This window comes from Rhodococcus sp. 105337, from assembly GCF_012844225.1.
Lineage (GTDB): Bacteria > Actinomycetota > Actinomycetes > Mycobacteriales > Mycobacteriaceae > Rhodococcus.
In genome coordinates, this window is sequence record NZ_JABAGQ010000003.1 from 160,064 (window position 1) to 181,136 (window position 21,073).

Sequence of the window (21,073 nt, forward strand, 5' to 3'; positions counted from 1 at the left end):
CTACCGTGGGAGTCGTGCCCGACGCTCCGCTCCCCATCCGCGACGGTCTGAACCCGTCACGACTCCGTCTACCGGAAAACACCAGGTGGGCCACGGTAGCCGAGTATCTCGTCGAGCGCTTCCCGGATGACGCCCGTCGAATCCGGGAGAAAATCCGAGACGGCGAAGTGGTCGGTGGAGACGGAACCGTGATTACCTTCGGTACGCCCTACCGCGAGCGTTCGTTCGTGTATCTCTACCGTGATCCTCCGGTGGAATCACGCGTGCCCTTCGACATCGACATCCTGTATCGCGACGACACTCTCCTCGTCGTCGACAAGCCCCACTTCCTGGCGACGACACCCCGCGGATCCTGGGTGGCCGAAACCGCTCTGGTGCGACTGCGCCGGGAACTCGATCTGCCGGAACTCTCGCCGGTCCACCGGCTCGACCGGCTGACCGCCGGTGTCCTCGTCTTCACCGTCCGTCGCGAGGCTCGTCGCGCCTACCAGATGATGTTCGAACAACGCCTCGTCGAGAAGGAATACGAGGCGATCGCACCCCGCACTGACGACCTCGTCTTTCCCCGCGAGGTGAGCAGCCGCATCGTCAAGGAGAGGGGCTCGCTGCAGGCACGGGAGGTGCCGGGGCCGGTCAACGCGGTGACGCGGATCGACCTTCTCGACACGGACGGTGACATCGCCCGGTACCGCCTGCGTCCCCGGACCGGAAAGACGCATCAGCTTCGGGTCCACATGAGTTCGTCGGGCATCCCGATTCTCGGCGACAATCTGTATCCGGATGTGTACGACGTTGCCCCCCGGGACTATTCGAACCCCCTGCAGTTGCTCGCCGCTGCCGTCGAGTTCGACGACCCCGTGACGGGTCGCCGGACCCGCTTCGCAAGCCGCAGAAACCTGTCAGCATGGAGGCACCACACACCAGGACCCCGTTGACGGCACGGGTTCACGTCTTGGAGGTTCTCATGGAGATCGGCTCCGTTTCGCGTACCTACGACGGCCGCGTCGCCCTGCGTTTCCAACGGGCCTTCCCCTATTCGCCGGATCGGGTGTGGAGGGTGCTCACCGACCCCGAATGCCTTCGGTGCTGGTTTCCCGCGGCCGTCGAATTCGAACTCGCGCCCGGCATACCCGTCGAGTTCCACCGCGCCGACGAGCGCGCCGGTGGTTCGGGACCGCTTTCGGGGCACACCAGCGACGGCAGCATCCTGGTGGTGCGGCCGGGCCACGTCCTCGAGTACCTCTGGGATTCGGACGTGGTGCATTGGGAGATCGCCCCGGACGGCTCCGGCGGGTGCTGGCTCACCCTCACCCACACAGCCGAGGACGAGGACGACGCGCTCGCGCACGGCGCGGGCTGGCATGCCGGGTTCGAGGTGATAGAAGCTCAGCTCGAGGGCCGGCCCATCGACTGGTCACCCCGGGAACGGGCGGCCGAGCTGGCCGAGCACTACCGCCGGCCGTCGGCCTGACCCGCCGTGACGATGTGGTTCTCCTCCGGCGCGTCGCGTTCCGACACCCTGTCGACAATTTCCGTGGCCCACGATCCGATCGCGTCCCAGTCGCGGAAGTCACCGGCCTTGACGCCCCACATCCGCGCAATCGCACGCTCGCCCGCACCGAGAGTCGACGGGTCGAGCTTGCCCGTCAGCATCCGGTGCCCGCGCGCACCCGTCCGATTCTCGACGGACGACACCCCGTACGAGCTGTTCGCAGCGCGAAGGCCCTTGGTCACGGGAACGGATGAGAAGAGGAAGACGTCTCGATGACGCAACGCGTCCTCGTGCGCACGCACGAACGCCCGAGCCGCCCGGAGCCATCGGAACCGGTACACCGGGCTTCCGAGCACGACGGCGTTGTACCCGTCGAGGCTGCCGACCTGCTCGGGGGGCACCACGTCGACCTGCGCACCGCGGTGCCGCATCGCCGCGGCCAGCGCCGTGGCGATCTCCGCCGTGGAGCCGTGCTTGCTCGCCGCCGCCACCAAAATCCTCATGCCCATCCTCCGCTACTCGCGAGTACGCACCATGATCACGTGCCACATTCTGTTCGGCCAGGGTCGAAGGACCCTTCGCCCGCCCGTTTCGCGTCACATACGCCGACGATTCGGGACATTCCGGACACGGGATGGCAGTGTGGGATTCGGGTACCCACCACAGACCCGAACAGGAGTTCATAGATGCCTCAGCGCCCCACCGTGTCGTCGGCCACCGAAACGGAACGGAAATACACGGCCGGAGGCTCGGCGTCACTGCCCGACCTGACCGGACTTCCGCGCGTGTCCGTCGTCGAGGTGGATACGGTGGAGTTGTCCGCGCAGTATTACGACACCGCCGACCTACGGCTCCTGCAGTCGGCAATCACCCTGCGACGACGTGAGGGCGGAGACGACGCCGGCTGGCACGTCAAGCTCCCCAACGGGGCGGACACCCGGACCGAACTTCACTTTCCCCTGGCCGACGCGGACGGGAAGTCCGCGGACGAGCCCCCTGCCGAATTGATGAATCTTCTCGTCGGAGTGCGGCGCGGACTGCCGGTCTCCCTCGCGGCACTTCTCACGACGACCCGGCATCGCCACCGGATTCGCGGGAAGGACGAGACGCTGCTCGCAGAAGTCGTCGAGGACGATGTCGTAGCGGTGCGCGGCGGCGACGACGAAGAAATGCACTGGCAGGAGATCGAGGTCGAAGCGGGCTCTTCGCTGGGCCGCGGCGACCGGTCCACACTGCTCGACGCCATCGAGGAACGTCTCACCGCCGCCGGGATCGTCCGCTCGCCCAGCCCGTCCAAGGTGCACCGCGTTCTGGGCGACCTCCTCCCTGCGGCACCCGAACTCGGCGAGGCCGCCCGCTTCCTGCGCGACTATCTCGCGCGCGAACTCCACGCGCTGGAACTGTCCGACATCGCGGTACGCCGCGACGAGCCCGACGCGATCCACAGCATGCGCAAGGCCTCTCGTCGTATCCGGAGCGCCCTGCACACCTACGCCGACGATTTCGCTCTCGGCGACGCCCTCGTCGACGAACTCCGGTGGTTCGGCCGCCGGCTCAGCCCGTCGCGCGATCTGGAAGTGCAGTGGAAACGCCTGGCAGGCCAGGTCGACGAGATTCCGGGCGACCGCCACCGCGAAGCAACGAAATCACGTATCGACGAGTACTTTTCGGCCAAGACGGGCGCGGCGCGCACCGCTGCACTCGCGACCCTCGATTCGGAGCGGTATCTCGTGATGCTGCGTTCCCTCGACGACCTCGTCGGCGGGTTGGGGAGCACCCCTCCGGCGCGATCCCGTAAGTCCGCGCTGGACCCGGAGAAACTGACGCGCAGCGTCGCTACGGTGGCGAAGAAGGTCGACAAACGTGTTGCCCGCGTTCGGAAAGCACACGATCCGCACGAACGTGACGAACTGATGCACCGGGCACGCAAGGGCGCCAAGCGGATGCGCTACGCGATCGAGGTGATCGCTCCTCTGCATCCGAAGCGCACCGCCCGGATCCTCGACCGATTCGACGAATTCCAGGACATGCTCGGAGAGTTCCAGGACTCCGTCGTTTCCCGAGAACACCTGTTGGACATCGTCTCCGATCAAGGTCACACCGCCGAGTCCAGCTTCGGCCTGGGAATCCTGTATCGGCTCGAGACCGAGGTGGGCCGGCGCCAGGCAGCCCAACTGGAACCCGCGTGGAAAAGTGCCCTCGGATCGGCCGGGAAGCTCTGGGAATGAGCAGGTCCTCCGACTCTGGCACGGTGCTCGCCGAACCGACATGATGGAGAACAGGCGACTGAGGAGGTAGCCACATGGGCGTCCCCGACACGATGCGGGCATGGCGCGTCGAGTCCCCGGCTCCGATCGAGGCTCGACCCCTGAAGTCCGTGCGCGTTCCGGTCCCCAGGCCGGGACCCGACGAATTGCTCGTACGTGTCCTCTCGTGCGGGGTGTGCCGAACCGACCTGCACGTCGCCGAAGGAGACCTCCCGGTCCACCGCCCGGGCGTCGTGCCGGGCCACGAGATCGTCGGGGAGATCGTCGGCGGCGACCTGGGAGCCCATCGCCTCGGTGACCGGGTGGGGATTCCGTGGTTGCGGAGCACGTGCGGACGGTGCCGGTATTGCCGCCGCGGAGACGAGAACCTCTGCCCTCGTTCGACATACACCGGATGGGATGCAGACGGTGGTTACGCCGAATACGCCACGGTTCCGCGCGACTACGCTCTCGCGCTGCCCGCGGGATACACCGACGCGGAACTCGCGCCGCTGCTGTGCGCGGGGATCATCGGGTACCGGGCACTGCTGCGTGCGTCCGTTCCGGAAGGCGGTGTCCTCGGTGTCTACGGCTTCGGTGGCAGCGCCCATCTCGCCTCCCAGGTCGCGATCGCACGCGGTGCGCGAGTACACGTGATGACACGCGGCGCAGATGCCGCATCGCTGGCGCTCGAACTCGGCGCGTCCTCCGCGCAGGGCGCCTACGACCCTCCACCCGAGCCCCTGGATTCGGCGATCCTGTTCGCCCCGGTGGGAGATCTGGTACCGCTTGCCCTGTCCGCGTTGGATTCCGGCGGAACACTCGCTATCGCAGGGATCCACCTGAGCGATATCCCGACGCTGAACTATCAGCGACATCTGTTCAGGGAGAGGCAGATTCGAAGTGTCACCGCCAACACCAGATCGGATGCGCAGGCTTTTCTCGAGTTCGCGGGCGAGCACAGAATGCACGTGACCACGACGCCTTACCCGCTCGAGCACGCCGACCGCGCCTTGGCCGATCTCGCGGCCGGCCGATTCGCCGGAGCTGCGGTCATCGTGGCGTAGCGTAATCCCCGTAGTCGATCACGGCGCGCGGCCGGACACGGCAGCGCCGATCGTCACACAATGAAAACGAACAAGGAGACATCGATGAGCACACCGAGCAACCGAAACGCTGTCGTCGCAGGCGTCGACGGTTCCGATACCGCGGCAGCGGCCGCCCGGTGGGCCGGCGCTCTTGCCGCACGTCTCGAGGCACCGCTGCACCTGGTGCACTCGCTGCCCAGCGAGGGCATCTTCTACAGCGAAGCTGCCGTCCTGATCCAGTCACAGATGGTCGAACAGCTCAAGGCGGACGGTGAGGCGCTCCTCCGGGACATCACCGCGAAGGTTCACGCCGACCAGCCGGATCTCGAGATCAAGAGCTTCATCGGCCCCGGACCCGCCGCCACGTCGCTGCTCGAAGCCGCCGACGACGCACGGATCGTGGTGCTCGGCGCCACCGGCGCCGGTGCCGTCGAGAACTTCCTGCTCGGCTCGACCGTGCTGCGCGTCGCGAACAACGCACCGTGCCCGGTCGTGGTGTGGCGTGGCGACACCGCCAACCCGCTGCCCGATGCCCGACCCATCGTGGTCGGAGTCGACGGAAGCGAACTGTCGGCTGCCGCAGTCCGTTACGCGTTCCAGGTTGCTTCCTTCCTCGGCGCACCGCTCACGGCCGTGCACTCCTGGATCGGAGACTCCGCCCTCGGGGTGGGCGCCACCGCCGCGCTCGTCGACTGGGATGCTGTCGCCGAATCCGAATCGGCCGTGCTCGCCGAGGCACTGGCAGGCTTGCAGGAGGAGTACCCCGACGTCGAGGTCCAGCGCGTCCTCGACCGCGGCCCCGCGGCACGAGTGCTGCTGCGGCACCTGGGCGACGCCCAGCTCGCCGTCGTCGGCAGCCACGGCCGCGGTCAGTTCCGTGCCGCACTGCTCGGCTCCACCAGCCAGAATCTGCTGCACAAGGCACCGTGCCCCGTGCTCGTCGCACGCAAGATCTGATCCGCTCAGCGACTGATCCGCTCAGCGACGCGGAGCCGGTTCCCGTTCACGGGCGGCTCCGCGTCGCGCCGGCAGGGCGCTCCCGGTCGAGCTCTCACCAGGGAGCGAGTCCGAGTTCCCTCTCGAGCCATGCCTTGTCGACCGCGCTGCCTTCGGTCGTGTCCACCACGAGCGCGGCGGGCCACTCGTCCCGGCGTCGCAGTTGCACGGCAAGCACTGCTGGTGTGGCGTCGGACGGATCGTCGTTCCGTTCCGCGCGGGCACGGATGCGTTGCTCCAGTACCGCCGGGTCGGCACGGCATTCGATCTCCACGACATCGGCGGACGCCGCCGCTGCAACCTCGCGGGCGCGGACCCGCTGCGGCTCCGACAGCCACGTCGCATCCAGGACCGCCGACCGTCCGTGAGCAAGTTCGGACGCGGCCCTCGCCAGCATTTCCTCGTACGTCGCGCGCGTATGCCCGGACGAGTAGAGCCCACTGTCGACGCCGTCGCCGGTGCGGTCCGTCGGGTCGATCCCGGCGAGTTCTTTGCGGATGACATCGCTGCGCAACACGGATGCGTCCAGATACTCACCGATCGTCCGGGAGAGTGTGGACTTCCCCGTGCCCGTCACACCGCCGACCAGCACGAGCCTCACACGCGCGCGCTCGAGGTTGCGTTCGACCTGCTCGACGAAGTTCAGCGCGACCGCGCCGGACGCCTCGTCGCCCTGTTCGTGCCGAAGTGCGGTCACCTTGGCGCGCACCAGCGCGCGATAGGCGACGTAATGGTGCACCAGCGAGCGCGACGGTGCGTCGCCGGAGGCCGCCGCGTAACAGCGGAGCAGGTTCCGAGCGGAGTCGACGGCACCGGATCTCTCGAGATCCATTGCAAGAAAGGCGATGTCGAGAAGACCGTCACCGTAGCGCAGTTCGTCGTCGAATTCGAGGCAGTCGATGATCCGCGGTCCGTCGTCGAGACAGAAGATGTCGTCCGCCAAAAGATCACCGTGACCGTCGACCGCACGCCCCGAGGCGATCCGCTCGGTGAACAGCGGCGCCCTGCCGTCGAGGTAACGGGTCGCGGCGGACCGGATGCGCGCGACCGTCGCCGCGGCCGTACCGCCCACCTTCAACCGTTCGAGATGGTCCAGGCTCAGCGTCCAGAGTTCGCGAAGGAACTCGACCGACGCGCACCGGTCGATTGCCGGGTCCCGGGGCGACGCGGCATGCAGGTCCGCCACCTGCCGCGCGACCGACTCGATGACCTGCTCGACGTCCTCACCGCGCCGGACCAGCATGGCCAACCGCCGGTCGTCGGGCAACCGGACCATCTCGACGAGGTGTTCGCACACCTGCCCGTCGGGTCCGTGGACATCGGCAACACCCAGATAGACGTCCGGTGCCATCCGCCGGTTGAGATCGACCTCGCGGTGGCAGGCACGCTCGCGCGCTGCCCGGGTCCGGTTGTCGAGAAAGCCCAGATCCAGTGGCTTCTTCATCTTGTGCACACGATCACCGACGAGGAAGAGCACCGACGTGTGCGTCTCCCGCATCGCCGCATATCCGGCACCGCCTGTTTCGGTGAATCCTGCCAAAGCCGATCTCCCGTCCATGGGTACCGCGCCCTGCGCGCCCTCCACATTCTCGTCCCGACCGCCGAACCGTACACCGGTTCGTACCGGCTTTTCTCACGCAGATGCGCCGAGTGAACCCGCCTCGTCGGGGTAGTTTTCACATTGGGGAATCGAACGAACGGGGCGACATGAGGGACGACGAGCAGCGTGGCTCGCACACACCGACACGTCCGACCGTGGTGGTTGCGGCTGCGACCACCCCGATCGAACGAAGGCTCATCACGGAGTGGCTCCACTCCGATCGAGTGCCTGCCGAACACCGCACGGCAGCACGCCCCGAGGCGCTCGACCTCGATTCCCAGATCTTCACGACCGAACTGCTCAGCCGCACCGACGATCCACTCGTGCTGCCGGTGCGGGTGGTCTGGCTTCCCGCCGAGCGCGACGGCGCACGCCGGGCGCGGTTCTCCGATGTCCTCGCACTCACCAACCCCCGCAACCCGAACCGGCTGATCCAGAAATGGCTCGTGGGGAAGGGAGCCGACCGCTACCGGATCGTGGTGGCACAACCGGCGCCCCTGAGCGAACTCCGCGGCGACTTTGCGGCCGAGTACGGCTCCGACGCGGTCGAAGCAGGCAATCTCGCCCGGTACATCATGCGCCGGGCGGTGGTGGCCCTCGAACGAGCCGAGCGCGCCGTGATCGGTGACCGGTACAAGGTGCCGCGACTCGTCGCCGAACAGATCATGGATTCGTCGGCGTTCCGGCAGCGGCTCGACGCCCTCGCGGCCGAGTTGCGCGTGTCTCGCAGCGATGTGGACGCGCGGGCACGCAGTGCTCTCCGTGAACTCGTGGCCGTGCAGTCACGCCTCGTCACCGACCTGTTCACCCAGGCGATGCGGCCGCTGCACACGTCGGCATGGACGGTGCACGCGGACGAATCCGGTTTGCGCTCGCTTCGCGGACTCAACCGGACGCGCCCACTGGTGTTCCTGCCGTCGCACCGGTCGTATGCGGACGCATTAGTGCTCGGCGACATCCTGGCCGCGAACGAGTTCCCCCGCAACCACCTGATGGGTGGCGCGAATCTGACGTTCTGGCCCATCGGCCCGATGGCGCGCCGGACGGGAACTGTATTCATCCGGCGCAGTTTCGGTGACGACGCGGTCTACAAAGCGGCGCTCGAAGAGTACTTCGCGTTCTTGCTCGCCAAACGATTCAACCTCGAGTGGTACTTCGAAGGCGGGCGCACGCGTACCGGCAAGCTTCGGCCACCTCGGTACGGACTGCTCAACTATGTAGCCAACGCGGTGCGCGCGGACCGGGTCGACGACGCGATGCTGGTACCGGTCTCCATCACCTACGAAGCGCTGGCGGAGGTCGCGGGGGTCGCGGCGGAGCAGACCGGAAGCGCGAAGAAGCCCGAGGGGCTGACGTGGCTGTTCCGGTACATGCGCAGCCAGCAGCGCAGCGCCGGCCATGTCTATGTGCGATTCGGCGAGCCGATCTCGATGCGGTCGCGTCTCGCCGCCGGCGGTGACCCCGACGTGGCCGGTGACCTCCCCGCCGACGAGACCGAACGCTCGGACCGCCGCCGGAGGGCGCTGCAGAAAGTGGCGTTCGAGGTAGCGGTCGGGATCAACTGCACCACCCCGGTGACCGTGAACTCGCTCGTGACGCTCGCCCTGCTCGGCGTGCGCGATCGATCGCTCACCCTCGACGAGGTACGCGCGGTGATCGCGCCCGTGCGGGACTACCTCGACCGCCGACGCATCCCTCACGGTGAACTCCGGATGCTCGACATGGAGGGAGGACTCGCCACGGTGCTCGCGGCGTTGACCGACGGCGGTGTGGTGACCACCTACGCCGGCGGTGACGAACCCGTGTATTCGATCCACCGCGACCAGCACCTCGTCGCGGCGTTCTATCGCAACAGCGGCGTGCACTGGTTCGTCAACCGGTCGATCCTGGAACTCGCCGTTCTCTACGCGCACGACAGTCCCGGTGAAGGTGATCCCGTACGCGTCGCGTGGGAGGAAGCCAAGCGTCTCCGCGATCTTCTGAAATTCGAATTCTTCTTTCCCGACCGGGACACCTTCGAAGCGCAGATGCGCGAGGAACTCGAGCTTCTCGTACCGGAATGGGGAGACGCCCTGCCCACCAAGGAAAAGGCGCTCACCGGACTCGTCGAAACCGGGTTCTTCATGTCCCATCGCACGTTGCGCTCGTTCCTCGACGCCCAACTCGTCGTCGCCGAGCGACTCGCGAAGCGAGATCCGTCCGTGGATATCGTGCAGGAGTCGTTCCTCGACGAGTGCGCGGCGGTAGGACGGCAGATGCTGTTGCAGGGCCGTTTGCACGGTTCCGAATCGGTCTCGTCGGAGTTGTTCGCCACGGCGCTGGACCTGGCCCGCAATCGAGGGCTGCTCGAGCGGGACGACTCCGTGGCAGAGAAAAGGCGCACATTCGCGGCCCAACTGCTCGCGGTGGGTGAACGAATCGCGCTCGCCGAGTCACTCGACGTGTCGAACAGGAAGGCGAACCGGTGAACATCGAGACGGCGCTCGAACGGGTGCGTACCGGACCTCGGGGCCCGGAAACTGCGGCGTTCTTCGACTTCGACGGCACCATCGTGCACGGGTTCTCCGGTCTCCACTTCTTCCGGGATCGTCTGCTGTCCGGCAACGTCGGCGCGACCGAACTCGCCGCGACCATGCTCAACGGCCTGCGCGGAACGGAAACCGAAGACGATTTCGAGCGGTTCGCCGGAACCGTCTTCAAGGCCTGGCGCGGCCACACCGAGGACGAGCTGTACGACCTCGGGCAGCGTCTGTTCATGTCCACCATCGCCGGGCACCTCTACCCGGAGGCGTGGCAGCTTGTCGGAGCGCATCAGAACGCCGGCCACACCGTCGTGATCGCGTCCTCCGCGTCCCGCTACCAGATCCAGGCATGCAGCGACGCGCTCGGAATCGAGCACGTCCTGTACACCCCGCTCGAGGTTCGGGACGGCGTTCTCACCGGCCGCGTCGACGGCAGGTCGCTGTGGCGCAGCGGGAAGGCCCAGGCAGCGCGCGCCTTCATGGACGCCCACGGTATCGACAGCGAGACGAGCTACTCCTACTCCAACGGAGGTGAAGACGCGGATTTCCTTGCTGCGACAGCACATCCCACCGCGACGAACCCCGACCGCACACTACATCGCATCGCGCTCGAACGTGGCTGGCCGGTGTTGCGTTTCCGCCCGCGAGGCACTCCGGGGGCGAAGGAATTCGTACGAACCGCCGCGGCGTACGGAGGATTGTTCGGTTCGGTCTGGGCCGGGCTCGGCCTCGGGCTGCTCAACGGAAGCAGGAAGATCGCACTCGACTCCATCCTCAACCTCGGCTCGGAGGTGTCGCTGGCACTCGCCGGTATCGATGTCCGCGTCGTCGGGCAGGCCAACGCGTGGTCCGCACGGCCGGCGGTGTTCCTCTTCAATCACCAGAGTCAGCTCGACCCGCTGGTGCTCGCGAAAGTGCTGCGCCACGACTTCACCGGAGTCGCGAAACAGGAAATGGCGCGCGACCCGTTCTTCGGGCCGCTGCTGCGATTCGGCGGCGTCACGTTCGTCGACCGAAACAACACGGAGCGAGCCCTCGCCGCGCTCGGCCCGGTGGTGGAGACTCTCCGCAACGGAACGTCGTTGGTCATCGCGCCCGAGGGCACCCGCTCGTTGACGCCGGCGATCGGCACGTTCAAAAAGGGTGCCTTCCGCATCGCGATGGCGGCGGGCGTTCCGGTGGTTCCGATCGTGATCCGCAACTCGGGAGAGATGCTGTGGAAGCACTCGACGCTGCTGAGGTCGGGCACCGTCGACGTCGCGGTGCTCGACCCGATCGACGTCGGCGACTGGTCCCCGGACGAACTGGGTGACCGCATCGCAGAGGTCGAAGATCTCTACCGGAACACCCTCGGCCGCTGGCCGGTCGCCCGATGACGGACGACGAGAACCGCGAGGACCACTCCCCCGACGAGTCGGGGAACGGGGACGAGGCAGGGAACGAGAAGGCGGAGAACGAGAACGACGAGGCCGGTGCCGGCCATACCGGGGCACTGACCCCGAACCGGCGCAAGAAGCTCAAGTGGATCGTCGGCGGACTCCTGGTCGTGGTTCTCACCGTCGAGGTGATCTTGATCTGGCCGGAGTTGTCGAGCAGCGTCCGGGATCTGGGTGATCTGAAATGGCTGTGGGTCGCGGCCGCTGTCGTCGCGTCCATGGCCGAGATGTCGAGTTTCGCGCGGGTGCAACGGGCGCTGTTGTCCGCTGCCGGGGTGAAGGTGACGCAGCGGCAATCGTTGTCGGTGGCTCTCGCGGCGAACTCGATGAGCGTGACGCTCCCCGGCGGGCCGGTACTCGGGACCACGTTCACCTACCGCCGGATGCGCGCGTGGGGAGCCCAGCCTGTCGTCGCGACGTGGCAGCTCGTCATGGCCGGGGTATTGCAGGCAACGGGTCTCGGGCTGCTGGGACTTGTCGGAGCCCTGCTGGTCGGGGCGACCAGCAACCCGTTCTCCCTGATCTTCTCCACCGGCGCGCTTCTCCTGATGATCGTGCTGATCCAGTACGCGGCCAGCAACCCCGGCTCGCTCGAATCCATCGGCCTGATCGCGCTACGGGGAATCAACCGGATACGCAAGAAGCCGGAGCAGTCCGGGACCCGCGCGTGGGGGAAGATCGTCGACCAGATCGGTGCCGTACAACTCGATCGGCCCCACGCCGCGCGGGCCTTCGGATGGTCGCTGTTCAACTGGGTGTGCGACGGCGCGTGCCTGATGTTCGCCGCATACGCGGTCGGAGGACACCCCAGCATCGCCGGAATTGCGGTGGCGTACGCGGCGGGCACCGCTGCGAGTCGTGCGATTCCGCTGTTGCCCGCCGGACTGGGCGTGATGGATGCGGTGCTCGTTCCTGCCCTGACCGCCAGCGGGATGAGTGGTGCCGAGGCGCTCTCCGCAGTGGTCGTCTACCGATTGATCAGCTTCGTGCTCGTCGCAGCGGTGGGATGGATCGTGTTCGCGCTCCGCTATCGCGGCACACCGGAAGACGACGCCGAACCACCACCCGACCTGCAACTCTGGCGCGACGACTGACGACGGCGCACTGCGGTCCCCGCGCGCTTTCGGCACGGCCGGGGTGACGGTTACGCGAAACACACAGCACCCGGGGAAGTACGCTGCTCCCGGGCCACGCACCAGTGTGACCCCATTCCGTCGAGTGGAGGGACGTCGTTCGTGGCACAGCAACAGGTCGCCAAGAAACGGGAGGTCTGGTCCGGGCGCTCAGTGTTCATCATGGCCGCGATCGGTTCCGCCGTCGGTCTGGGCAACATCTGGCGTTTCCCGTACATCGCGTACGAGAACGGTGGCGGCGCGTTCCTGATCCCGTATCTGGTCGCTCTCCTCACCGCGGGCCTTCCGCTCCTGTTCGTCGACTACGCGATCGGGCACAAGTTCCGGGGATCGCCGCCGCTGGCCTTCCGCAGGCTCAGCCGCGGCGCCGAGTTCCTCGGCTGGTGGCAGGTGCTGGTGTGCTTCGTGATCGGTGTGTACTACGCCGTCATCATCGCCTGGGCGGCGCGTTACACGTTCTTCTCGCTCAGCGAAGCGTGGGGCGATGACGCGGAAGGGTTCTTCCTCGAAACGTTCCTGCAGGTCGACGGTGATTCCTCGTTCGGGATGAGCTTCGTCCCGGGTGTCGCGTGGCCTCTGCTGGCCGTCTGGATCCTCACGCTCGGTGTTCTCGCGCTCGGCGTGCAGCGCGGTATCGGCAACGCCAACCGGTTCTTCGTCCCGTTGCTGGTGCTCCTGTTCGGTGCGCTCGTCGTGCGGTCGCTCACCCTCGAGGGCGCCACCATCGGCCTCGACGCCTTCTTCACGCCGAACTGGTCCGCGCTGACCGATACGAGCGTCTGGATCGCGGCGTACGCGCAGATCTTCTTCTCGCTCTCCGTCGCGTTCGGCATCATGATCACCTACTCGTCGTACCTGAAGCGCAAGACCAACCTGACCGGTTCGGGCCTGGTCGTCGGCTTCTCGAACTCGAGTTTCGAGGTCCTGGCCGGTATCGGCGTGTTCTCCGCGCTGGGCTTCATGGCCCAGGCACAGGGGGTGGGAGTCGACGAGGTCGTCGCCGGAGGTATCGGACTGGCGTTCATCGCGTTCCCGACCATCGTCTCCGAGATGCCGGGCGGCCCGATCTTCGGCGTTCTCTTCTTCGGATCCCTCGTGTTCGCCGGTTTCACCTCCCTGATCAGCATCATCCAGGTCGCCGTCTCGGCGTTCGAGGACAAGACCGGCCTCGGACGCGTTCCCGCCGTCCTCACGATCGGTGGCGTGTCGGCAATCGTCTCGCTGCTGCTGTTCCCGACCACCACGGGACTCAACACGCTCGACGTCGTCGACCGCTTCGCCAACCAGTTCGGCATCGTGGGTGTCGCCTTCGTGGCGCTCATCGTGATCGCGTGGATTCTGCGGCGCCTGCCCGACCTGCGAGACCATCTCAATTCGGTGTCGTCGTTCAAGGTCGGCCGGGGCTGGCTGGTGTTCACCGGCGGCGTCACACCCGTAGTGCTGGGATACATGCTGTTCAGCGAGATCCGTGATCGGCTGAGCGAGGGCTACGGCGGACTGCCCGACGACCTCGTCCTGGTGTTCGGGTGGGGCGTCCAGGCAGTGGTGCTCGTGGCCGCCGTCGCACTCTCGTTCGTCCCGTGGCGCAAGAGCATCGACCTCGGATACGACGCCGGTGGCGAGATTCCCACCTCCGACGTGACCGTCTCGGCCGGCACCACGGATCCCGACAGCACCACCACCGGAGGTACGAAGTGAGCACATCCGCCATCGCCCTCATGATCTTCGCCCTGGTCACGCTCTGGGGCGGTCTCATCCTCAGCATCGTGCACCTGCACAACCATCCCGACGAACCCGAGTGATTCCCGGCAGATAAAGGGACACAGTCGGCCGGCAGCGGGGGCGGCGCTTCGAACAGGAGCGCCGCCCCCGCTGCGTACCCATGAGGTCATGAGCGCCGTCTCGTTCGCGGCGGAGTGCGCGTCGCGCCGGCCGGCAGGTCAGCCGGCGCGCTGCAACCGCTCGAGGCGGTCGAACACCAATGTCACCGCGGTATCGGTGTGCGCGAGCACCTCGCGCGTGCTCTGCCGCCCGGCAGCCCAGCTCACGAGGGTGGACATCCACACGTCGGCGATGATGTGCACCGCGTTGAGAACCTCTTCGGTGACGGCGTCGATTCCGGCAGCGCGGGCGAACAGATCGGTGAGGACATATCCGAGGTGGTCGAGTTCGGGGGCCGACGACGCATCGGCGAACATGGTGGCTCGCACCAGAGCGTCGTACAGGCGCGGATTCTCCTCGAGTTGCGCGACCGATGCCCGGAACACCACCATGATCCGGTCGTGCGGGGTGTCGCCGGGAAGCTCCGCCTCGGCAAAGCGCCGGGCGGCCGTTTCGAACTCGAGCACCAGCGCAACCACCAGCAGATGGTTCTTCGACGGGAAGTAGCGGTACACCGTGCCGAGAGCCACGCCGGAGCGGTCGGCTACCGAACGCATCTGCACGGCCTCGTACCCGCCCTCGGACGCAAGCTCCTTCGCCGACCCGATGATGCGCATGTAGCGGGCTCGCTGAGCGGGCCTCAGATCTGCGCCCGGTGTCGAAAAAGCCCGCTGTCTCGTGTGCGCAACCTCCGTAGTCGGGTCGTCCGCCATCACGTCACCTTCCGTTCATCCCTGTTCGAGGATAGTTCAGGCACCGATGCGGCCTTCACGACCAGCCTTCCGGCGACTCATCTAGACAGGTGTCCGGAAACCCCTTCCCTCCAGAGGTAGAACGCGTTACATTTTCTTCGTCATCCGACGAGAGGGGCCGCAGTGCGCCACGGAATCACCCTGTTCACCAGCGACCGGGGAATCCGACCCGATGTCGCCGCGACAGCCGCGGAGAGTCGCGGGTTCGACAGCTTCTACGTTCCCGAACACACCCACATCCCGGTGCGGCGCGAATCCGCGCACCCGGGGACCGGCGACGAGACGCTGCCCGACGACCGGTACATGCGCACCCTCGACCCGTGGGTCTCGCTCGGTCTCGCAGCCGCCGTGACCTCCACGATCAGCTTGGGTACGTCCGTCGCCTTACCGCTCGAACACGACCCGATCACCCTGGCGAAGACGATCGCCACGCTCGATCACCTCTCCGGCGGACGAGTGATCCTGGGGGCCGGCTTCGGCTGGAACGCCGAAGAACTCGCAGACCACGGGGTTCCCCCCGGTAAGCGTCGCACCGCCCTGCGGGAGTACCTCGAGGCGATGCAGGCACTGTGGACCCAGGAGGAAGCGTCCTACGACGGCACCTTCGTCTCCTTCGGCCCGAGCTGGGCGTGGCCCAAGCCGGTACAGCAGCCCCGGCCCCCCGTGCTCATCGGCGCGGGCGCGACCGAGCGGAACTTCGCATGGATCGTGCGCTCGGCCGACGGCTGGATCACCACCCCCACCGAGCGAGACACCGTGGACAACGTGCACCGGCTCCACAAGATGTGGGCAGACGCCGGTCGCACCGGGACTCCGACGGTCGTCGCGCTCGCCGGACGCCCCGATACCGAGCAACTGAGCCGGTGGAGCGACGCGGGCGTGAACGAGGTCATCTTCGGTCTCCCCGATCGCACGGAGGACGAAGTCGTCGCCTACATCGACCGGCTCGCCGGCAAACTCGACCACTGATCCACCGCACCAGAACGGGACCCACATTGAGCACCGACTTGCATCCCCTCCACGCCGACCGGATCACCGCCTGGCACCACGAGGCCGACGTGGTGATCGCCGGATACGGCATCGCCGGAGTGTCCGCGGCCGTCGAGGCCGCGCGCACCGGCGCCGAGGTACTGGTTCTCGAACGCACCGGCGGCTGGGGCGGGGCCGCATCGTTGTCCGGGGGCATCATCTACCTGGGCGGTGGGACGGGTCTCCAGAAAGCGCTCGGGTTCGAGGACACCCCCGAGAACATGAAGACCTTCATGCTCGCAGCGCTCGGACCGGGAGCAGACGAAGCGAAGATCTCCGAATACTGCGAGGGCAGCGTCGAGCACTACGACTGGCTCGTCGACAACGGCGTGGTGTTCAAAGAGAGCTTCTGGGGTGAGCCCGGCTGGGAGATCCCGGGCGACGACGGCCTGATGTACTCCGGCGGCGAGAACGCCGCGCCCTTCAACGACATCGCGACTCCCGCTCCCCGCGGCCACGTCCCCCAGATGGCGGACAAGCGCACCGGCGAGAAGGGCGGCGGATTCATGCTCATGCAACCGCTGTCGCAGGTCGCCGAGAGCCTCGGGGTCCGAGCCGAATACGACGTCCGGGTGCAGCGTCTGATCGTCGACGAGGACGGCAAGGTCGTCGGCATCGCCGCCAAGCAGTACGGCAACGAGGTCTATGTCCGGGCACGTCGCGGCGTCGTCCTCGCGACCGGGAGTTTCGCCTACAACAAAGAGATGATCTCGGCGTATGCGCCCCAGCTGGAGGGGCGTCCGGGTGCTGCGATCGAGGAACACGACGGTCGTGCGATCCGGATGGCCCAGGCGCTCGGTGCCGACCTCGCCCACATGGATGCCACCGAGGTCGCATTCTTCGGGGATCCCCAGTTGATGGCGCGCGGCATTCTCGTCAACGGCCGCGGGAACCGGTACGTGCCCGAGGACACCTACCCCGGCCGCATCGGGCAGTTGACCCTGCTCAAGAACGACAATCAGGCGTTCCTCGTCATCGACGAGGCCGCGTACGAAGACGGCTGTGCCGCAACCAGTTCCACGCCCTTCTTCCGTTTCCGGCCGAAATGGGTCGCCGAGACGGTCGAAGAACTCGAATCCGATATGGGATTGCCGGCGGGAACACTGCAGGCAACCGTCGAGGTCTACAACCGGCACGCAGAGACCGGGACCGATCCCGTCCTCGGCAAGAAGAGCGAATGGTGTGTTCCGATCGGTTCGCCGATCGCCGCGATCGACCTGCGCAACTGCACCGCCGGATTCACTCTCGGTGGCCTGCGCACGACCGTCGACTCCGAGGTTCTCCACGTCTCCGGCGAACCGATCCCCGGCCTGTTCGCGGCGGGCCGTTGCACATCCGGGGTCTGCGCCTGGGGATATGCGAGCGGAACGTCGCTCGGCGACGGCAGTTTCTTCGGTCGACGGGCGGGCGTCTCCGCGGCCAAGGGCTGAACCGGATCCCGACCGGTCCCGGGCTCAGAACACCACACCGGCATCGCGGCGGACGATCTCGTCCGCACCGTACTCCGCGAGCGCGGCGATCGTCATGGACGGATTGCACGCGCCGGTCGAGCCCGGGATCTTCGCCCCGTCCACCACGTACAACCCGCGCTGCCCGAGCACGCGGCCCGCCTCGTCGCACACCGGTCCCATCGGCGCTCCCCCGAGCGGATGGAACGTGTTGACGTCCACCGCATTGATGTCGACCACGAGTGCGGCAGGACCGGCGATACGGCGGATACGTGTTTCGATGGCCCGGGTCAGCTCACGGTCGAATTTCTGATCCCACTGCAGCACAGCATCGTCGGTGGCGGCGTCGTACTGCCATCGCCCGAGCCCGCGCACGACCCCCAGCCCGATCACCGATGTGGTGCCGATGTCGGCCGGCCACGGCACCGGTCCGGTCACGATCATCAGCGCGCCGGCGGGATCGGAATAGTCCTTCATCCCGACGCACGCCGGCCCACCCTGGAACTCCCCCGGACTCGACAGCGGTGTGGTCACCGAGAACACGCGGTCGCCGTTGTTGCCCCACCCCGTTCCCACCTCGTCCGGCAGGTCCGGGACGAGGTTCTTCACGTGGGCCTTCATCAGCAACCGGGTCGTGCCAGCCGATCCCGCACCGAGGAATACCGCCTCCGACAGGAGCCTTTTGCGTTCGAGAATCGTTCCGTCGGTGTGGATCCGGTCGACATGCGTGATCCACGTTCCGTTCGGTGCCCGCTCGATGTCGGTGACGCGATGCAGCGGCGCAACCGACACGTTGCCGGTGTTCTCGGCCGCGGCCAGATAGGTCACATCCACCGAGAACTTCCCACCGTTGTTCACGCCGTAGATGACGTCACCGGTCGTGTAGGACGGTTTCAGTTCGCCCGTGAGTTCGCGACGCGCGAAATCCCAGTCGATGGACATCGGCACCCGGAACGTGTCGAATCCCTCGCGCCCGGCCCGGTCGAGGAATTCCCGCGACGACCGGTAGCGAGGGTGTGCGAGCAGGTCGTCGGGGATCTCCGCGACGCGCAGCATCCGCGCGACCCGCGGGTAATACTCCCGGTCGAGGAGGTCGTAGTCGAGGCTCGGCGACACGGACGCCGCGAACCGTGCACCGTCCGGTTGCAGCGTCATCCCGTGGTACGCGAGCGAACTGCCACCGACGCCCGCGCCGCACAGGATATCGATTCCGTTGCCGCGCACCCGTTCCATCAGGCCCGTGTACGGCTCCGACGGAATCGGCGGCGCACCGGTCATCACCGGCATCGGTGACAGCCACGACGCACGCCGGTCGGGCGCGAACATGCGGGGGAACGTTTCCGCATTCGGGCCTGTGGGCCAACGGATCCCACGCTCGAGCACAACCGTCTCCACCCCCGCACGCCCGAGGTGCATCGCGGTGATCGCGCCGCCGAAACCGCTTCCGATCACCACCGCGCGATGGCGTTCCTCGGTGACCTCCGCCCGGGCGCGGGGAACCGCCACCACCGTCAAGGCCACTGCCGCGGCAGCAGCGGTCCCCAGAAAAGTACGACGCGACAGAGCGGTGTCCACATGATCTCCTGAACGAATGGGGTTCGATCGTGAAGAGCGGAAAGCCTGGCAGAGCCGGAACGTCAGAGAACGGTGAGCGGTAGCGGAATCCCGCGGTCGGCGAACACGAAATCGGTGCCGGAACTGAAGCGGGTGATCGCCACCTCGCCGCATTCCTTCGCGGGCGTGTCCTCACGCACGACACCGACGACGAGGAAGTCCTCGGTTTCCGACTCCACCCGGACGGAAAAGTGTGCGTCCACGCCCCGCACGAGCGCATCGAGAGCACCCAGGTGATCGGAGTCGACCAGTGTCGGCCACGCCCCGTCCACGTGCGCCCCACCCCGCCGGTGGATGTGCAAGGTCAGACCGTGCGAGTCGTGCTCGACGGTGCGTTCGACATAGTGGTAGGGCGACAACACGGGATGAACGTCGAGGACGGCCGCGAGTCCTGCGAACGACTGCGGCGTTCCCAGCGCCCGATGGATCCGCTCCGACGCGATGCCCGCAATCCCGGTGAGCTGTTTGCGGGCGAGATCGAGCGCGGACGCTTCGTCGGTGCGCTTGCGCACGCCCATGAGAAATCCCAGCGTGAGCATGTGCTGTTGCAGGCATACCTCTTCGGCGATCCGCACCAGCGCAGATTTCGAGAAGTCCGCGAACCGCAGGTCCGACAGGAGCGGACCCGAATAGTCGTGGTTCCCTTCGCCGTCGCCGTCGATCGGACTCAGCTCGGCGGCCACGGCCGCGGTGCGCCCGAGTGCTTCGGTGTGCGGTTCCATCTTCGGCGGCACGTGCGACGGATCGATGGTGACCGTCCACGCGCAGTGCGGGTGCCGGTCCTCGGGAACCCGCGGCGGCCGGTGGATTGGCCGCACCTGCGCGTACGGATTGGTGGCGAGCGCGGTCGCGTCGAACGTCGGGTCCTCGATGTCGTGGCACATGGCCGTGACGTACGCGTCGCCGAGCGGTTCGACGTCCATGAGTGCGCCACAGTGATCGAGCTGGAACTCGCCGTGGTTGCGGTCGTCGACGCGGTACCGGAAGTCCATGAACTGCGGCGGTGCACCGATGTCGAGTTGCAGACCCTTGAAGATGGTGACGACGTCGTCACCCTCGTAGTTCAGGGCCCGCTGCATCCGCCGGGTGTACCAGGGCGACGCCGCCTGCCATTCCTCGATCGCGACTTCGGCCATTCCCTCACGACCGAAGGCCGAGATGAGGTGCGCCATGCCCGAGCGGTCGATGAGTTGTCCGCACAGCAGCAGTTCGGGCACCAGCACGGCCAGGTCGGCGCGCGAGAGCGCCGCAAACGATCCCCCCGTGCGCGCCGGGCTCACCACAGCGGAACCGGCGACTGTCCGACGCGGTACCAGCCGGGCAGCGGAGTCTTCGAGGTGGACCGTTCGATCCGCTTGCTCATCCCGTCCGACAGTTTGTTGTCGGTGATCATCTCGAGGAACAGATGGGAGACGTTGCCGAAGTCGAAGAAGTCGCGCTGCCAGGACCACTGGAAGTTTCCGCCGTAACGGAACCAGCTGCCCCCGATGCCCTGCACCGTGTAGGGCTCACCGTTGTCGCGGGTCTCGTCCGCGGTCTGCTTCCAGAAACCGATGACGTCCCCGGACCGCTCGTCGACGACGAACTGCTGATAGGGGTACTGCCACCCTTCGAGTCCCTCCATCTCCTGTCCGAGCGCGATGTCGCGGATCTCGTCGCGGCCGACCGCCATGAACTCCTGCTTCGGTCCGTAATTCCAGCCGTAGGTCGCGTCCTCGGTATACATGTCCGCCAACGGCTTCCAGTCGCCCTCGGCCTCGGCGCGCTTGTTGGCGTCGGTCCAGCGGGCGATCATCTCGTCGAGCTCGGCACGATCGAACGTAGCCATGGGTCGGT

Annotated in this window: 18 protein-coding genes; 12 read left to right on the top strand and 6 right to left on the bottom strand. The window is 66.9% G+C overall.

What is annotated here, in order from left to right; translation table 11 throughout:
• Window positions 1-14: 14 nt before the first annotated feature.
• Together HF886_RS07160 and HF886_RS07165 are read left to right on the top strand one after the other, a co-directional pair.
• Window positions 15-935, top strand: a complete 921-nt coding sequence (locus HF886_RS07160; protein WP_169651922.1) for a pseudouridine synthase — start codon at window positions 15-17, stop codon at window positions 933-935.
• A 29-nt stretch (window positions 936-964) separates the two neighbouring features.
• Window positions 965-1,471, top strand: coding sequence for an SRPBCC family protein (locus tag HF886_RS07165; protein ID WP_169621228.1), 507 nt, complete (start codon window positions 965-967; stop codon window positions 1,469-1,471).
• On the opposite strand, the gene HF886_RS07170 is transcribed toward HF886_RS07165, so the two are convergent.
• Window positions 1,450-1,995, bottom strand: coding sequence for a flavodoxin domain-containing protein (locus tag HF886_RS07170; RefSeq protein ID WP_169621229.1), 546 nt, complete (start codon window positions 1,993-1,995; stop codon window positions 1,450-1,452). The genes HF886_RS07165 and HF886_RS07170 overlap by 22 nt on opposite strands.
• 183 nt (window positions 1,996-2,178) lie before the next feature.
• Here HF886_RS07170 and HF886_RS07175 point away from each other — a divergent pair, with 183 nt between their 5' ends.
• The 3 genes from HF886_RS07175 to HF886_RS07185 all read left to right on the top strand — a co-directional run bounded on the left by HF886_RS07175 (window position 2,179) and on the right by HF886_RS07185 (window position 5,783).
• Entirely contained in the window at window positions 2,179-3,720 is a 1,542-nt protein-coding gene (locus HF886_RS07175; protein ID WP_169651923.1) for a CYTH and CHAD domain-containing protein, read from the top strand.
• A gap of 92 nt (window positions 3,721-3,812) precedes the next feature.
• On the top strand, window positions 3,813-4,805 hold the full coding sequence (locus tag HF886_RS07180; protein ID WP_169652040.1) for a zinc-binding alcohol dehydrogenase family protein: 993 nt from the start codon (window positions 3,813-3,815) through the stop codon (window positions 4,803-4,805).
• Window positions 4,806-4,889: 84 nt separating this feature from the next.
• Complete coding sequence (locus HF886_RS07185; RefSeq protein WP_169621231.1) at window positions 4,890-5,783, top strand: universal stress protein; 894 nt, start codon at window positions 4,890-4,892, stop codon at window positions 5,781-5,783.
• 94 nt (window positions 5,784-5,877) lie between these two features.
• Here the strand turns inward: HF886_RS07185 and HF886_RS07190 are convergent, their stop codons facing one another.
• Window positions 5,878-7,320: an AAA family ATPase gene (locus tag HF886_RS07190; RefSeq protein WP_240954950.1), complete on the bottom strand. Its 1,443-nt coding sequence runs from the start codon at window positions 7,318-7,320 to the stop codon at window positions 5,878-5,880.
• Between the two features lie 209 nt (window positions 7,321-7,529).
• On the opposite strand from HF886_RS07190, the gene HF886_RS07195 reads away from it, so the two are divergent.
• From HF886_RS07195 to HF886_RS07215, 5 genes are all read left to right on the top strand, one after another.
• Window positions 7,530-9,890, top strand: a complete 2,361-nt coding sequence (locus HF886_RS07195; RefSeq protein ID WP_169651925.1) for a glycerol-3-phosphate 1-O-acyltransferase — start codon at window positions 7,530-7,532, stop codon at window positions 9,888-9,890.
• Window positions 9,887-11,320 carry an HAD-IB family hydrolase gene (locus HF886_RS21375; protein ID WP_169651926.1) on the top strand — a complete coding sequence of 478 codons (1,434 nt, stop codon included), beginning with the start codon at window positions 9,887-9,889 and terminating at the stop codon, window positions 11,318-11,320. Before HF886_RS07195 ends, HF886_RS21375 begins: the two co-directional genes overlap by 4 nt.
• Window positions 11,317-12,474, top strand: a complete 1,158-nt coding sequence (locus HF886_RS07205; protein WP_169621235.1) for a YbhN family protein — start codon at window positions 11,317-11,319, stop codon at window positions 12,472-12,474. Before HF886_RS21375 ends, HF886_RS07205 begins: the two co-directional genes overlap by 4 nt.
• A 141-nt stretch (window positions 12,475-12,615) precedes the next feature.
• Window positions 12,616-14,211, top strand: coding sequence for a sodium-dependent transporter (locus HF886_RS07210; RefSeq protein WP_169651927.1), 1,596 nt, complete (start codon window positions 12,616-12,618; stop codon window positions 14,209-14,211).
• Window positions 14,208-14,315, top strand: a complete 108-nt coding sequence (locus HF886_RS07215; RefSeq protein ID WP_169621237.1) for a methionine/alanine import family NSS transporter small subunit — start codon at window positions 14,208-14,210, stop codon at window positions 14,313-14,315. The genes HF886_RS07210 and HF886_RS07215 overlap by 4 nt, the downstream gene beginning before the upstream one ends.
• A 138-nt stretch (window positions 14,316-14,453) precedes the next feature.
• Here the strand turns inward: HF886_RS07215 and HF886_RS07220 are convergent, their stop codons facing one another.
• Window positions 14,454-15,107, bottom strand: a complete 654-nt coding sequence (locus tag HF886_RS07220) for a TetR family transcriptional regulator (protein ID WP_169651928.1) — start codon at window positions 15,105-15,107, stop codon at window positions 14,454-14,456.
• Window positions 15,108-15,269: 162 nt separating this feature from the next.
• Between HF886_RS07220 and HF886_RS07225 the strand changes: the two genes are divergently transcribed.
• Complete coding sequence (locus tag HF886_RS07225) at window positions 15,270-16,115, top strand: LLM class F420-dependent oxidoreductase (RefSeq protein ID WP_169621239.1); 846 nt, start codon at window positions 15,270-15,272, stop codon at window positions 16,113-16,115.
• Window positions 16,116-16,141: 26 nt separating this feature from the next.
• Window positions 16,142-17,605: an FAD-dependent oxidoreductase gene (locus HF886_RS07230; protein WP_169651929.1), complete on the top strand. Its 1,464-nt coding sequence runs from the start codon at window positions 16,142-16,144 to the stop codon at window positions 17,603-17,605.
• A gap of 24 nt (window positions 17,606-17,629) precedes the next feature.
• Here HF886_RS07230 and HF886_RS07235 read toward each other — a convergent pair whose 3' ends face one another.
• The 3 genes from HF886_RS07235 to HF886_RS07245 form a co-directional block, all read right to left on the bottom strand.
• Window positions 17,630-19,198, bottom strand: a complete 1,569-nt coding sequence (locus tag HF886_RS07235; RefSeq protein WP_346765312.1) for a GMC oxidoreductase — start codon at window positions 19,196-19,198, stop codon at window positions 17,630-17,632.
• Window positions 19,199-19,260: 62 nt separating this feature from the next.
• Window positions 19,261-20,520 (bottom strand): hypothetical protein, encoded by a 1,260-nt coding sequence (locus tag HF886_RS07240; RefSeq protein WP_169621242.1) that lies wholly within the window; start codon window positions 20,518-20,520, stop codon window positions 19,261-19,263.
• Window positions 20,514-21,065, bottom strand: a complete 552-nt coding sequence (locus tag HF886_RS07245) for a nuclear transport factor 2 family protein (RefSeq protein ID WP_169621243.1) — start codon at window positions 21,063-21,065, stop codon at window positions 20,514-20,516. The genes HF886_RS07240 and HF886_RS07245 overlap by 7 nt, the downstream gene beginning before the upstream one ends.
• Window positions 21,066-21,073 lie beyond the last annotated feature (8 nt).